At 48.1% G+C, this 15325-nt stretch carries 13 protein-coding genes; 1 reads left to right on the forward strand and 12 read right to left on the reverse strand.

What is annotated here, in order from left to right; genetic code table 11:
• Positions 1 to 42: 42 nt before the first annotated feature.
• Positions 43 to 1440, reverse strand: coding sequence for a polysaccharide deacetylase family protein (locus C1I60_RS23955; protein ID WP_137064000.1), 1398 nt, complete (start codon positions 1438 to 1440; stop codon positions 43 to 45).
• A 269-nt stretch (positions 1441 to 1709) separates the two neighbouring features.
• On the opposite strand from C1I60_RS23955, the gene C1I60_RS23960 reads away from it, so the two are divergent.
• Complete coding sequence (locus tag C1I60_RS23960; protein ID WP_137064001.1) at positions 1710 to 2864, forward strand: AI-2E family transporter; 1155 nt, start codon at positions 1710 to 1712, stop codon at positions 2862 to 2864.
• On the opposite strand, the gene C1I60_RS23965 is transcribed toward C1I60_RS23960, so the two are convergent.
• From C1I60_RS23965 to alaS, 11 genes are all read right to left on the reverse strand, one after another.
• Positions 2819 to 4627, reverse strand: a complete 1809-nt coding sequence (locus C1I60_RS23965; RefSeq protein WP_170970891.1) for a peptidoglycan D,D-transpeptidase FtsI family protein — start codon at positions 4625 to 4627, stop codon at positions 2819 to 2821. The genes C1I60_RS23960 and C1I60_RS23965 overlap by 46 nt on opposite strands.
• A gap of 148 nt (positions 4628 to 4775) precedes the next feature.
• Positions 4776 to 4877 (reverse strand): sporulation protein YjcZ, encoded by a 102-nt coding sequence (locus C1I60_RS26080; RefSeq protein ID WP_137064002.1) that lies wholly within the window; start codon positions 4875 to 4877, stop codon positions 4776 to 4778.
• Between the two features lie 368 nt (positions 4878 to 5245).
• Positions 5246 to 7495 (reverse strand): methyl-accepting chemotaxis protein, encoded by a 2250-nt coding sequence (locus C1I60_RS23975; RefSeq protein ID WP_137064003.1) that lies wholly within the window; start codon positions 7493 to 7495, stop codon positions 5246 to 5248.
• Positions 7496 to 7722: 227 nt separating this feature from the next.
• Positions 7723 to 9054, reverse strand: a complete 1332-nt coding sequence (locus C1I60_RS23980; RefSeq protein WP_137064004.1) for a peptidase U32 family protein — start codon at positions 9052 to 9054, stop codon at positions 7723 to 7725.
• A gap of 33 nt (positions 9055 to 9087) precedes the next feature.
• Entirely contained in the window at positions 9088 to 10017 is a 930-nt protein-coding gene (locus C1I60_RS23985; protein ID WP_137064005.1) for a peptidase U32 family protein, read from the reverse strand.
• Between the two features lie 11 nt (positions 10018 to 10028).
• The gene (gene mltG / locus C1I60_RS23990) at positions 10029 to 11057 is read right to left on the reverse strand and encodes an endolytic transglycosylase MltG (protein ID WP_137064064.1); all 1029 of its coding nucleotides are present in this window, start codon (positions 11055 to 11057) and stop codon (positions 10029 to 10031) included.
• Positions 11058 to 11152: 95 nt separating this feature from the next.
• Positions 11153 to 11458 carry a DUF1292 domain-containing protein gene (locus tag C1I60_RS23995; RefSeq protein ID WP_014282931.1) on the reverse strand — a complete coding sequence of 102 codons (306 nt, stop codon included), beginning with the start codon at positions 11456 to 11458 and terminating at the stop codon, positions 11153 to 11155.
• The gene (locus tag C1I60_RS24000) at positions 11455 to 11757 is read right to left on the reverse strand and encodes a DUF1292 domain-containing protein (RefSeq protein ID WP_025682191.1); all 303 of its coding nucleotides are present in this window, start codon (positions 11755 to 11757) and stop codon (positions 11455 to 11457) included. Before C1I60_RS24000 ends, C1I60_RS23995 begins: the two co-directional genes overlap by 4 nt.
• Before the next feature lie 13 nt (positions 11758 to 11770).
• Positions 11771 to 12187, reverse strand: coding sequence for a Holliday junction resolvase RuvX (gene ruvX / locus C1I60_RS24005; RefSeq protein WP_014282932.1), 417 nt, complete (start codon positions 12185 to 12187; stop codon positions 11771 to 11773).
• A 9-nt stretch (positions 12188 to 12196) separates the two neighbouring features.
• Positions 12197 to 12457, reverse strand: a complete 261-nt coding sequence (locus tag C1I60_RS24010; RefSeq protein ID WP_007431624.1) for an IreB family regulatory phosphoprotein — start codon at positions 12455 to 12457, stop codon at positions 12197 to 12199.
• A 142-nt stretch (positions 12458 to 12599) separates the two neighbouring features.
• On the reverse strand, positions 12600 to 15227 hold the full coding sequence (alaS, locus tag C1I60_RS24015) for an alanine--tRNA ligase (protein WP_137064006.1): 2628 nt from the start codon (positions 15225 to 15227) through the stop codon (positions 12600 to 12602).
• Between the last annotated feature and the right edge of the window lie 98 nt (positions 15228 to 15325).

Consider the following 15325-nt stretch of genomic DNA (forward strand, 5'->3'; position numbering starts at 1 on the left):
CCCCCTGTTAACTGGGGTTCGGGAGGCTTTTTTAGCGTTAATTCAACTACTTGATCTCGTATCTGCTGCTTGCGAGGCTCTAACTGTTTCCTGAATAGGATCTATTTTGCTTTGACCTTGATCCGTAGGGTAAGAATCCCTCAGCCAGAATCGGTCAAACAGAGTATCAATCGGCATCACAATCATCTTCGGCACCATCTCGTCCCTTTTTTCATTCAACAGCTCTGAGCCGGAAGGATGGATAACACTAAATAACAGCTTTAAATATAAGGTTGACACTAGCCTGAACAGTCCCCTGGGAAGCTCTCGTATCTGAAAACCCAGCTTCTCCGATCCCCGATTAATCATACTCACTGCATAGACCGCCTTAATACCGTTCATTTTGGGATCATTCGAAATTCGATAGGCGAGATCAGGAAGTTGTCGTTTTACAATCCGAATCAGTTGAATGGCCAAATGCACCATAGACTTGGCTGTTGTGCCTAACTGAAACAACATTTTATTATCAAAATGCAGCTCAACCACGGCGTCCCCTTTTTCCAGCCACCTACCGTTCTCCATGTTCACATTTGGCCCGTGATAGGTACTACGCTTGTAATAAAAGATCGTGTCCTCCTTACGCACCGGACGTAGACGGAACAGAATGTGAAATAGCCGCTCATACAGCAACCATCCGAATACTAACGTTCTTTTAAACCAACTCGTATTGGGTGTTTCAGTAGTTGCAGGTCTGCTCGCAGACTCACGACAAAATAAGGTATCGACCCGTACGCTGCGCAGCTTCCGTTCTTGGGCAACCACCAACAGCTTCTCCAGCGCAATCAGCATGTTTTGCGGAGCGCCTACGTCTGCCCCCAGTGTTGTACCGCAGTCATGGAGCAGCATCACCTCGCCACCCCTCAGCTTTTTGAGCATTCGCTCAGCCAACTGTTTGGCTCCAACGCTTGCCTTCCAGTCCCCAAACATAGAGGACCATAATACGATTCGGCGACCATTCGAGTTGGAAATATCAAAGAAATTCACAATTCCCCATGGCGGGCGGTAAAAGGTCGTTCCTTCTCCGGTTACCCGGCGAATAACAACCTCTGTCCGGGCAATTTGTCTTCTGACCGTGACAGGCCGCATAAGCCAATTCGACTTGTGCACATAATTATGAATACCGATCAAGTGACCTTCGTCATGCATGCGTTTCAAAAGCTCCGGGTGTTTTTCCGCATGTATGCCTACAACAAAAAAAGTAGCCTTGGCATCAAAACGCTTCAGCAAATCAAGCAACTGCGGCGTATACACTGGATCAGGACCATCATCGAAGGTGAGCGCATACTCTTGCTCACTTTTGCCCCGCCGAAACACTCGGAATCCAAACATTCGACTGACCAGCGCCGGAATAAACGCATAAAAAGTTGAAATGTAAAACATCCATAACAGTAAAGTCTGCACGTTTTATCCCCACTTTTCTATTTCTGGACTACCAAGCAGGCTTCCTGAGGAAAACTCACTTACTTATATGTTATCACAAAGACGTAAGCGTGCCGAGATTTTGCTGCATTCTTTTCTTGAGCATAACGATCAACTACCGGGCTAACCCGTTGCTGCTTTAGGCGGTTATACTGTCGGTTTTGATTCTGTATTTTAGGACTGTATAAGCAGCATAGAGATCCAATTTAGTGTACAATAGGTTAAAATCTTAAAGGAGTCGTTGTATACACATGCTTCCATTGTACAAAAAATATTGGCGAACCGTTTTTGATATCGGCCTGATTGTATTAACCGTGTATTTAATTATGTTCGTATCCAGTAAGCTGTATCAGCTCGCGGCCCCTGTGTTCCTGTCGTTCGTTGTGTTTTGGTGCATTGAACCTGTGGCCCGTTATTTCCACCGGAAAGGTATGAAGAAGCCCTTCGCTTCCGCACTCTCTGTTTTGCTGTTTATCATCCTTTTACTCGCTATTTTTTTTGGATTAGGTCTGATTCTGGTTACACAATTTACGAAAGTGGCGCAAAATCTCCCACAGTATACCCAGATTATCCAAACGGAATTCACACGGTATCTTCATCTTTCCCAAGATAAAATTGCCGCTTTGCCGCCGGGGATTACCGAACGTGTTAACGATTATTTTGAAACTGCGACTGCTATTGCCACCAAATGGGCGCAGTTGGGGCTCTCCTTTTTCATACAGTTTCTCAGCTCCTTCACAGTCTTTATGGGCAACTTTGCAGTTGCCATTATTTTAGCTTTCTTTTTAAGTATGGAGATTAATCTTTGGAAAGGCATTGCCCGTAGTAAAACACCCAAGACGCTTAAAACCGCTTATCTTTTTCTTAAAAATCATGTACTCAAAGCAATTTCGGCCTTTTTAAAGGCACAAGTCATGCTGGTAAGCATCACCTTTGTTCTCGTATTTATAGGTTTACTCATTTTGCAGGTGGATAATGCTCTGTCGTTGGCTCTTGTGGCGGCTTTGTTCGATATTTTACCCTTACTGGGTGTACCTGTTATTTTTATTCCGTGGGCAGTCTATTTGTTCATCACAGGCAACACCAGCCTGGCTATAGGGCTGCTCATTGTCATGGCTGTTACGGTAATCGTTCGCCAACTGGCAGAGCCTAAAATCACAGGTCATTCCATCGGTGTTTCATCCGCTTATCTAATGCTTTCCTTTGCCATCATATCACTGTCGATCTTCGGATTGGCCGGGCTGATCCTGTCTCCAATCCTGATCATTTTACTGAAGGAATTATGGCAGCAAGGCTATTTACAGCAATGGATTCGATTTCCGACAGAAGAATTCGAGGAGCCTCCCTTTATCGTCAAAATTCAGGAGGAAGATCGTGTAGCTCCTCGTGGAACCGAGGAAAATTGAGCCAACAGGTCCATCACTTGACCGAACAGTGTTGTTGCCTGATTTGCAGAATGCTGTGGCGCATTTTGTACCAAGACGGCAACGGCATAACGAGGATGCTCCACCGGACCATAACCGATAAACCATTGGTGATTCACGGGTTGCCCGTCCTTTAGAGCTTGGGCTGTGCCCGATTTTCCAGCCAGATGCCAAGACTTGCCACGCAAGGATGCACCTGTGCCGTGGGCTACAACCTTCTCCATCGCTTCACGAAGCGCGCGGGCTGTTGAAGCGTGAACTGGACGGCTTCCTTCGGGTGATGGAGAAGCATGGGCTGCCAAATCCAGCAACGTGCCTCCGTCTGCGTAGCCAATGTGCTTCACTAGCCGTGGAGCATGTACCTGACCATCATGCAGCAATGTCACGATAAGATTGGCGGCTTGGAGGGGCGTGACCAGTACGTCTCTCTGACCGATAGCTGTCTGGACACGTACACCCGGATTAGCCGCATCTGTATGGGAGCCGAAAACGGCTCCCTTTTCTTCGTGATCCAACGGACTAAACTGCGCTATGCCCGCAAGATTCTGCTCCTGCCAGCCGACGGTCCGGCTCAATCCGAGCGCAGAGGCTGTCGCCTGAATTTGGGCGGGACTAAGCCGTTCACCCAGATGAGCGAACACGATATTACAGGATACGGCCAGCCCCTCCTCCAGGTTCAGAGTACCGTGTCCTTCTTTTTTCCAGCAAGCCAAACCATACTTCCCATAGGTCCCATGACAATGGAATTGCTCCTTCGGTTGGACTACCCCCGATTCAAGCGCAGCAGCAGCCGTAACAAGCTTAAAAATGGAGCCGGGCGTCACCGCCTTGAGGGCACGATTAGACCAACCTGTTGTCTGGTGTGGATCGACGCGACCAGGGTTATAAAAAGGACGAGACACCATCGCCAGCACATCGGCGTTCCCCGCATCCAGCACAACCACCGCCCCTTCTGTTAGATGATTGGTTTCCGTCAGCTTTTCAAGCTGCTGCTGTAATGGAAGATCAATGGTCGTCTGGACCTGTAGAGGATAGTGGCCATTGGAAGGGGCACTGACACGCAACGGCAAATGAGCCAGCGGACGGCGCTGTGCATCCACAAATCGGGAAACGAAGGTTTCACCCACACCACTCAGGAGTGGCTCCAGCGTTCTTTCCAGCCCGGCTGCCCCAATTGGCAATTGCCCCGGTCGATCTGGTCGTTCGTACAGAAATCCAAGCCACTGCTTGCCATTGGGTACATTGTTGTAGCGTGTCGAATACGGTACAAGCTCTACCAGAGAAGGTGCGAGGCTAAGCAGTTGATCCGCTTCATCCGGCTTGATATGCAGGGGTTGTCCGTGTCCGTCTCGCCATAACAGCGGGGATTGCAGCTCCTTCCATTGAGCCAGCAGCTCCTTCTTATTTGTCCGCAGCAGCTTGGCAAGCTGTTCTCCATGCCCGGCTGTTTTACCGTCTACATCAGGAAAAAGCACTGGCGTCCATACCACGCCCCCAGTTAACGGTCGTCCGTACCGATCCGTAAATTGTCCCCGCCCCGAGTCGATTGCAATGCCCTCCTGCCGCTGGCGCACAGACATTTCCTTGAGCGAATGCCCCCCGTAAGCAGACATTTGGACACCCGCCGTCCCCTGTATCCAGGCCAGCCGCAACAGCAAAATGAGTAGCAAAGCCGTAATGCCCACAGCCATATATGCAATTCGACGTTTTCGAATGAAACTACTGCCACGCCTCGGCACATGCATCCTTCTTTCATCTTTTTTCCAGTAGTATGTCCTGTAAATGTTTTTTCCAATCGGTATGCTGTATAGCATGTCATTTGTTAAAAAAAGAAAACCACCCAGCTTGAAAAGCTGGGTGGTACTGAAACATTCCTTCACGATTCTTTACAAATTAAACCCAACAGGCTTTAGTGATGATAACCAACAGAATAAAGAGTACCAAAATTGCACCTGTAGAAGTCCACACGCCGCAACCACCTTCAAATCCACCCATGGCTTGATCCCCCCTTCGATGAAAGTACACTTCAATATATGTAGAAGATTACTCAAGGGCAGGGCATTCAGGCAAACAAATAAGGCTCTACCCATACAACGCGGTAGAGCCTCCAATGTTATAAGAGAAACGTTTTCAAGATGATCACTAGCAAAATAAACAGTGTCAGGATAGCAGCTATTGATGTCCACACTCCTCCGAAGCCTCTTTCCATTCCCCCCACAAGAACGCCTCCTTTGTTTTAGCGTACTGTATAGGCTATGCAAGGTCTTGATGAAGGAAAGGGCTTCTGGGTAAACAATAAATTCATATAGCACGATAATCCTCAAACGTCAGCAGGCTCCTACAATTTATGAAGACGCACGCCCTTACACTGTAAACCGTGAAAGCTGTTCCTTCAAATTGACCGATACCCCTTCCAGCTTATCAGACAATCCTACCAGCTGATTGCCGATATTCGCCTGCTCGGTACTGAGAGAAGCGACTTCCTGCGAAGTGGCGGAGGACTGCTCGGCTACCGCACTCACATTGGTCATCGCCTCCGACAAAATCGCCTGCGATTCACTCAACTCCTGAATGGATGAGGTAACCGTACCTAATCGAAGCGCAAATTCTCCCATTTGCTGCTGTACCGATTGGAAAATGTCCGTCGTCTCCTGTACCGCTCCCATCTGCTGGCGGAACAGTGGATACACCTCAGATAACGCCTGAACCGTCTCATTCATCTCGCCGACGATGTTATTAATAATTCCCGTCGCGGTGCGAATGGCTTGACGTGATTGTTCAGCCAGTTGCCGAACCTCATTAGCCACCACCATAAATCCACGCCCTGCCGTTCCAGCCCTAGCCGCTTCAATCGTAGCATTCAGCGATAAAATATTCGTTTGCTTCGCAATATCCTGTAGCACGTCCAGCACCTTAAAGACATCGGAGGTTGTTTCCTTCAGCTTGTCTACTTTGCTCACAAGCGCATGTGTCGTTTCTTCGGTAACCTTGGTCTTACCTAGAAGATTTTTCAATTGAACCGTTCCTTGTTCACTGGATTGCTCAACCTCGTGTGCAACCTTGCTCATTTCATGGTTGGAGGCTATAACCGTATCCATTTGCTGTGAAATGTTTCCGGTCAGTCCGCTGCCACGTTCAGCCTCTGTGGCCAAGCTGGCGGAGCCGTGAGCAATCTCCTCCGTTGCTGCTGCAATTTCCTTGGCTGAGATGGCCGTTTTCTTTGACGCATCACTCAGTTCCGTCGCTGTATTCAACACCTCTTGGGCTGAAACGTTCGTCTGTTCTACCAGCAAAGTAATCTGCTCCATCATCGTATCAAAGCTTTCAGACAATTGCCCGATTTCATCCTTAGCGTTGTAGTGGGTACGAACCTGCAGATTGCCCTTGGCTCCTTCCAGCATCAGATCTTTTAAATGCGTTAAAGGGAGCGCCACAAGTCGCACCATCCACAAACCGATGAACAACGCGATCAGTGCAGCCACTACAGCAAAAATCCAGGTCGTCGTTAAAATCCCTTCAGCATCTTTAACTAGCACTGATACAGGTATGACACCCAGGAGAATCCACTTGGAGGTGCCCAGCGTATTATGCACGGCCAGCACATTTTGCACTTTTCCATTAGCTGACTGCTCCAAAATCTGATTTCCTTCAATACCCTGGAGTTTCGAAACGTAATCCAGCTTTTGTTTTCCTCCTGCCAGCGCCTCAATGTTCGAGCCTATAAAAGCACCATCCTGTGTAATCAGGCTAATCATGCTGCCCGCACCGAGATCTATACTTTTCAACTGATCATCCACGGCACTGGACTTCAAATCCATAACCAAAACATAAGTCCCACCCAAGCCGGACATGCTGTTCATAGAACGAGCCAGACGAAACGTCTTGCTACCGTTTTCATTTACCTGTGTAGGCAACCAGACGATCCCTTTATTTTTTAAAATACCCTTGAACCATGCTTCCTGCCGCACATCTTTTTGTGTTCCTGTGCCCATAGCAGCCTGATCCGTTTGTTCCGGATACAGATAAAGCGAATCAATTTCCTTGTTCGTAAATGCAATATTCGTTAACTTTTTGTTTACTTCACCCATAGCAACAAAGGATTCAAACGAGTTTTTCTCCTGCTTTGCCGCCCTTTGTAGCTGATCACTTAATTCACTATCGAAGAACACCTGTGTCGAGGTATCCTGAAAGCGTTCTAAAATGATATCCAGCTTCTCTGCTGTTTGTTGAACCGTTTGCTGATAAGCCGTAGCCGCATTTTGCTCAATTGTATTTTTGGCTTTGAAGTATGAAATCATTCCCAAACTAATCACAAACAACATAATCGCTGTAAAAAAAATCAAAAACAGCTTCATGCCAACTGAACGGATCGGATTATAATTTTTAACCAAATGCATAAAATCTTTACTGTATTTTTCCGGCTTGAGTAAGCGCTTTAAATTGTATGCGCCTACACGAGTAGCCTTAGACAACCAGGAAGCGTCCTTCAAAGACCCCCCAACTGTTTTGTCTCCTTTAGCCGTTGTCATCTTGCTGCCCTTTAATCCTTTAACTAGAGCTGTTTTCTTTGGCTGCTTCTTCGTTGTATTCCCCTCTTTTTTCCAAAAAACCATTTCTCTCACCTACCACCCTATAATTAGTTTCCTGATCCACGTATCCTTTATGTATCTATTAATTATCTATATCATATCTATCGGATTTATTCGACAAGGAATGTAGCTTTCCTTTCAACAACCACTAAATTTTGTGAAACTTTTTTCCTAGAAAAGTATTCAAAAAAAAGCCCCTCCAACCGATAGGAGAGGCTTTGGAATCTTTTTATCCACGACTTAAGACTTAATTACTTCTTTTTACGCATCATGTCAAAATAGGATACAGGCTGATCTACCTTCATTTTGATCCGTTGAAGCGGGTGACGGGCAGCATCCAGTTCGTTGCCTTCCTCATCCCAGATCGTTCCAACCGTTTGTTTAAAGAACGTTCCGTTCGGACCAAAAAATTCAATTTCATGCCCCGGTTTAAAATGGTTACGCTGTTGAATGGTAGCTATACCACTCGCCGCATCGTAGTCCATAACCAGTCCGGCAAAATCATAAGGCGCAGCCTTTTCTTCCGGCTCATAAATATGATCTTCGTGATCCGGTGTATCGTAGAAAAAGCCAGTGTTCAGCGGACGATTAGCCGCCTTGTTTATTTCATCTATCCATTCCGGTTTGAGCACATAATTTTCAGGATCAGCCATATACGAGTCAATCGCTTGACGATAGACATTTACAACCGTAGCCACATAGTGAATGGACTTCATACGTCCCTCTACTTTGAAGCTGTCCACACCGACGTCAATCAGATCAGGGACATTTTCAATCATGCACAGATCCTTAGAGCCCATAGAAAAGGCATTATCACTTTCTTCAAACAATGGCATTTGATTAACGCCAAGCTGGAACTGCTTCAGAACATTGCTATCCTGCGCCTCTTCCTCTGATATCCACACCTCGTCTTTACGGGCATCCTCAAACAAATCGTATTTCCAGCGGCAGGACTGACAGCAGCCCCCACGATTGGAATCCCGGTCCGTAAAGTGATTGGACAGCACGCAACGACCGGAAAATGAAGAGCACATCGCACCATGGACAAAGGCTTCGATTTCGATGTCCACATGCTTTTTAATTTCTTCAATTTCCTCCAAGCTGGTCTCACGCCCCAGTACCACACGCGGCAGTCCTTCATTCTTCCAGAACTTTACCGCCTGCCAGTTCAGCGTCGATTGCTGGGTGCTCAAATGTACTTCCAGCTCCGGCACCGTACGCAATGCCACTGATACAATCGCCGGATCAGCGACAATGACAGCATGAATACCAGCCTTGTACAAATTACGCAGGTATTCTTCAATCCCCGCAATATCCTCATTGTGCGCATAAATATTGGTAGCAACAATAACTTTGGCGCCATATTTTTTCGCAAACTCTACGCCTTCCCGCATTTCCTCAAAGCTGAAATTATCGGCATTGGAGCGCAGACCGTATTTTTGTCCACCAATATACACGGCATCCGCACCATAGTGAATAGCAAACTTCAGCTTTTCCAGATTTCCGGCAGGAGCCAGCAGCTCTGGCTTATCCAGACGATTCCGCTTGCCCGTATATTTTCTCGTTTTGGTCATCGTTCCCATGACGTTCCCCCCTCTGTGCACTCATTTTTAAAATTAATAAACCTGTTCTTTATAGAAAAATCCGAAGGACAGTTCCCGTTCAGGATCTTGAAGACGGCGAACCTCATCCAGCCAGCTTTCATCATAAACATAAGCTTCAGGATCGGCTGTAAAGGTATCCATCGCTTTGCGATAAGCACGAACGACCGCCACGTTATAAACCGTAGGCTTCAACAAGCCCTCAATCTTAAAGCTGTGCACGCCTGCCTCCATCAAAATATGCAGGTCCTCCATAATACAAAAATCATCCGAACTCATAATATGCGTTCCGTTGATATCCTCATAAATCGGAAACTTCTCTTCCTGTCGCTCTGCTTCGATCAGAAACAAGCCTCGATCTCTGCCCAGATCACCTTCCACCGGGCGTCCCTGATGCAACATATAACTTTGTACAAGCTTGCGCTTGGAATGATAAATATTAGTCATGCCATGCACCTGAACCTGCGCCTCCATGTTCAGATTTGGCACCATTTCCGTAATTTCGTCCATACTCAGCTCACGGGCCAAAATGACGCGAGAGGCCCCCTTCTCTCCCCAATAGTTGGCGGTTGCGAAGTTGGTGGAAATCATCTCACCGTTCCAGAACAACTTCACATGAGGGGCATATTCCTTTACCGCCATCAATACGGCCGGATCATTAAACTCAATGGCATCTACGCCGCATCCGGCAAGCGTCTGCACGTATTCGGGAAGGAACGGCAGTAGCTCGTTCGTCATCAAGTTGGTCATGGATACATATACCTGGGCCGTATGCTTTCGAGCTTCTTCCACAACCTCACGGATTTGGTCCGGTGTAAAATGTCCCGGGAGCCGCATCCCAAAGCGGTCATCTCCAATAAGTAATGCGCTCGCGCCAGCCTCCAGCATTTGACAGGCATCCTCCGGAGAGCTGGCAGTTACCAATAGTTCGGGTTTGTAAGCCACAGGCTCACCTCCTAATTTGTCTTACGGTTGCTTACCTGAATATTATGCAAATGTTCTTTATATGTCTTGGCAAACAAATGTCCGTGCGTTCCATCTTTTTTGGTCACATAAAATAAATAATCCGTAGCATCCGGCTGTAAAGCCGCCACCACTGATTTCAGGCTGGGGCTTGCAATCGGCCCCGGTGGAAGTCCCTGATGCAAATACGTATTATATGGGCTTTCTACAGCCAAATCCTTGTAGTACAGCCGTTCCTTTTGCTTGTCCAGCATATATTGAACGGTAGCGTCAATTTCCAACTTCTTATCCTGCTTGAGCCGGTTATAAATGACGCTAGCTACAACAGGCCGTTCCTCATCCACAACCACCTCGCGCTCTACTAGAGAGGCAACCGTCAGCAGTTGATGCAGTGTTTCGCCCCGCTGTTTCAGCTTGGCGTCCAAATCGGGAACGGTCTCCAGACGTTTTTGCGTCTGTTCCAGCATCGCCTGTATAATATCTTTGGTCGTACTGCCCTTTTTCAGCTCATAGGTTTCCGGGAAAAGATAGCCTTCCAGCGCATAGCGAAGCCCCGCCTGCTTTGGAATATCCCGCACCAGCGCGACGTCAAAAGCGGACGGATCGTTGGCCAGCTGCAAAAATTGCTTCTGGTCCGCCAGTCCTTCCTTTTGCAGCTTATCAGCCATCTGTCTGATCGTAAATCCTTCCGGTATCGTAAAACGGATCATTTCCTCTTTCACAACGTCCCCTGCCGAGAGCTTAGCAATCAGCTGATCGAAGGTAGCACCGGGCTGAGCCTCATATTTTCCAGCCATAAACGCGCTGCCTTGCTGTTTGAATTTAAGGTAAGCCTTAAATACGAGCGCATTACGTATGAGTCCCTTTTGCTCCAGTGTATCTGCTATAGCGGACGTGCCCGTTCCCTTCACTATTGTAAATGCAACCGGCTGCGTTTTTGCCTGAACAGGCTGCATGGCATTCCAAATATAGAGAGTTGCTACGCCTGCTATGGTCACAATCAACAGAAGCAACGTAACCAACGTCGTCCTTCGCTTCACTTCCACCCAACTCCTTCACAGCCAAAAAGGGCGGACTGGTCCGCCCTTTCAGGTTTGATCTCCTCGTTATCCAGACCTTACAGCTCTTCCGGCAGCGTGCATTCATCATACAGCTCGGAAATATCTTCCCACTCATCGTCATCCTCAATCGTGGTGATGGAAATATCGCCTTCCGGGGATGGGCTCACATGATACAACTCATGCTCGCCTTCAGCAGCTCCAGGTTTGCGCAATACGGCGTACCGTTGCTCTCCTACCTTGAACTCTGCTTCCAGTTCCATGCGTACCGCACGACCCTGTTCATCCTGTAGCTCTACATCGCCGCCGAACGCTTCCTTCAAATCAGATGTCCAGCTCAGGTCTTCACGTGAATAGTTCGTCATTTCCCGTCTTCCTCGTCCTCTTCTTCCACAAATGTATTAAAGGTCTCTTCAACGATTTCCCATTCGGCATCGTCTTGGATCACAAACAATTTAATATCATCGCCTTCTTCCTCGTAACGGAAGGCGTACACATCGGACTCGTCGGCTTCAGGGTCCACTGGCGCAACCATCATGTACTTCGCTTCGGAACCGTCTACCTCAAACTTCATAATGACCTCGAACTCTTCCTCGTTGCCCTCGTCATCGGCAATGTAAATAATTTCCGGCTCTTCTTCCATACCCACTTGATTTTCAGCCATTACGAAATCCCCCTCACCTTGTACTGTGTGCGTCCAAATAGTTTTGCAAGATCAGGCTTGCGGCCAGTTTGTCTACCACCTGCTTGCGTTTTTTTCGGCTGACGTCGGCCTCCAGTAGCGTGCGCTCTGCCGAACGCGTCGTCAGCCGTTCATCCCAAAGGTGAACGGGTAAACCCAGTAACTCCTTGAGCCGGTTCGCAAACTCAATGCAAATCTCACCGCGTGGACCCACGGTACCGTTCATGTTTTTCGGCAAGCCTACTACAACCTCGCCGACCTCATTGTCACGGACCAGATTTGCAATTTTACCGAACTCGCTGTCGTCACCGCGTCGTTCTATGACTTCCAATCCTTGGGCGGTCCAGCCGAAGGCATCACTTACGGCGACCCCGATTCGGCGGTCCCCGTAATCCAATCCCATTACTTTCATGCCTGTCTCCTAACGGTGCTTGGCCAGATAGAAACGAACCAGCTCTTCAATCAATTCATCGCGTTCTTTTTTGCGTACCAGGCTTCTGGCATTATTATGCCGTGGCACATAAGCCGGATCACCTGACAACAAATACCCGACAATCTGATTGATCGGATTGTATTCTTTTTCCACCAAAGCATCATATACGGTCAACAAAATCTCCTGAGCAGAAGCTTCCTTCTCATCCGCCTTGACATTAAATTTGACCGTTTTGTCCATGGAATCCACTGTTGACACCTCGCTTCCACAAAACATGTGTACATGTTTATGCCAGCTTATTCTTATACATCATACCATAAGCAGAGCCCTTCAAGGAAATGTCTAAGTTCGGTTTTTTCCAAAATTCCGCAAAAATTATCGAACTTTATTCTTAAGAAGCCGCCACTACCAATTCACGGGCGCGCACAAGTGCTTCGTCCAGCTTGCTGGCATCCTTGCCTCCGGCTTGCGCCATATCTGGACGTCCGCCGCCGCCGCCGCCGCATACAGCAGCAATTTCCTTCACAAGCTTGCCTGCATGAAGCCCAGCCTTGGTATGCTCTGCCGGTACAGCTACGACAAAATTGACTTTGTCATCCATTGCAGCCCCAAGTACCAGCACAGCAGCTGGAAGCTTGCCTTTCAGCTCATCCGCAATCGCACGCAGCGCATCCATACTGGAAGCCTGTACACGTGCAGCCAACAGCTGTACTCCGCCAGCTTGCACGACCTGATCGGTCAACTGGCCCGCTTCAATAACACTCAGCTTGCTTTGCAGCGATTCATTTTCACGACTGAGGTCCTTAATTTGCTGCTGCAAGGATTCGATGCGTTTGGGCACCTCGGACAGCTTGGATTTCACCAGACCTGCTGATACTTTTAACAGTTCCAACTGGCCTTCCATATATTCAAAGCCAAAGCGTCCGGTCACCGCTTCAATACGGCGAACACCCGATCCGATACCGCTCTCGCTGACAAGCTTGAACAGTCCGATTTGTGAGGTGTTGCTCACATGACAGCCGCCGCAAAGCTCAATGCTGTAATCGCCTACCTTGACGACACGTACGATATCTCCATATTTTTCACCGAACAGCGCCATCGCTCCGAGAGCCTTGGCTTCATCAATCGGTTTCAGTTCAATATTTACATCCAACTGGCTCCAAATGGCGCGATTTACACGCAGCTCAATATCCGCCAGTTCTTCCGGCGTAATGCTACCAAAATGGGAAAAGTCAAAACGCAGACGCCCAGGCTCCACCAGGGAACCTGCCTGATTGACATGGTCGCCCAGCACTTCTTTAAGCGCTTTGTGAAGCAAATGCGTAGCCGTATGATTTTTTTCGATTTCACCGCGAGATGCTTGATCTACTTCCGCTTTCACCGTATCGCCAACGTTAAGCTCACCGGCTTCCACGACGACCTGATGTACATGCTGGCCTTGAGGCGCCTTGAACAGTCCTTCGACCTTCGCCGTTACCTTGCCCCCGCGCAGCAAGCCGTGATCACTTACCTGTCCGCCGCTTTCAGCATAAAAAGGAGTCACGTCCAGCACAACCTGACAAGTCTGTCCTTCACTAACACTGTCCACCAGCACATCTTCATATACAATAGCCACAATTTTAGACTCGGTTACGAGGTCATTATATCCAACAAAATCGCTTTTAACCGCCAGGTCAGACAGGGCTCCACCCTGAATCTTCATGCTGGCATTGTCCTGATGAGCGTCACGCGCACGTTGCCGTTGTCCCTGCATCGCTTCATCAAAGCCCTCACGGTCTACTTTCAAGCCCTGCTCGTCCGCATAATCCTCTGTGAGGTCAAATGGGAAGCCGTACGTGTCATACAGCTTGAATGCGTCCGCTCCACTGATGACATCGCGGCCTTCCGCTTTCGCCTGAGCACTGATATCAGCCAAAATAGCCAATCCGTCTGTCAGTGTCTCGTGGAAGCGCTCCTCTTCTGTTTTAATCACCTTGATGATGAAATCACGCTTGTCCACCACCTCAGGGTAGTACACGCCCATGACATCCCCCACCGTTTCCACCAGTTCAAACATAAATGGACGGTTCATGCCCAGCATTTTTCCGTAACGCACAGCACGGCGCAGCAAACGACGGATCACGTAACCACGGCCTTCGTTGGAAGGCAGCACACCGTCACCAATCGCAAAAGCTACGGTACGAACATGGTCGGCAATCACTTTGAGAGCCACATCGCTGTCCACATTTTCGTTATATTTAACCCCTGCCATAGCGGCTGTTTTCTGAATAATAGGTTGGAAAATATCCGTATCGAAGTTGGAATCCACATTTTGCAAAATGGATGCAAAACGCTCCAATCCGGCGCCTGTATCAATATTTTTGTTCGGAAGCGGCGTATAGCTGCCATCCTTGTTATGGTTGAATTGTGAGAATACGAGGTTCCATACTTCCAGATAACGCTCGTTTTCTCCGCCCGGATACATTTCAGGGTCTGTCATGTCGCTGCCGTAAGCTTCGCCTCGATCATAAAAAATTTCCGTACAAGGTCCACAAGGGCCTTCGCCGATATCCCAGAAGTTATCTTCCAGTTTGATAATACGTTCAGCAGGAAGCCCTACCTTTTCATTCCACAGCTTGTATGCTTCTTCATCCTCAGGATACACGGTTACAGCCAGACGCTCCGGATCAAAGCCGATCCACTTCGGATCAGTCAGAAATTCCCACGCCCACACAATAACTTCTTCCTTAAAATAGTCACCAATCGAAAAATTACCGAGCATTTCGAAAAAGGTGTGGTGGCGGCGTGTTTTGCCGACATTTTCAATGTCATTCGTGCGAATACATTTTTGCGAATTGGCAATACGCGGATTTTCAGGCTTCACACGTCCGTCAAAATAAGGCTTAAGCGGTGCCATCCCCGCATTAATCCACAGCAGGGAAGGATCTTTATGTGGAACAAGCGGTGCGCTTGGTTCAATCACATGTCCCTTGCTTTCAAAAAACTCCAGCCATTTGGAGCGGATTTCACTAGCTTTCATATAAGTAGCCTCCTAGTTATGGTGTCACTTGTTCTTGGCACAGGCCATAAAAACAGAAAAACGCCCCTGAACGGATCAGGGACGATTGTATCGCGGTA

The organism is Paenibacillus terrae (genome assembly GCF_005217525.1).
GTDB lineage: Bacteria > Bacillota > Bacilli > Paenibacillales > Paenibacillaceae > Paenibacillus > Paenibacillus terrae_C.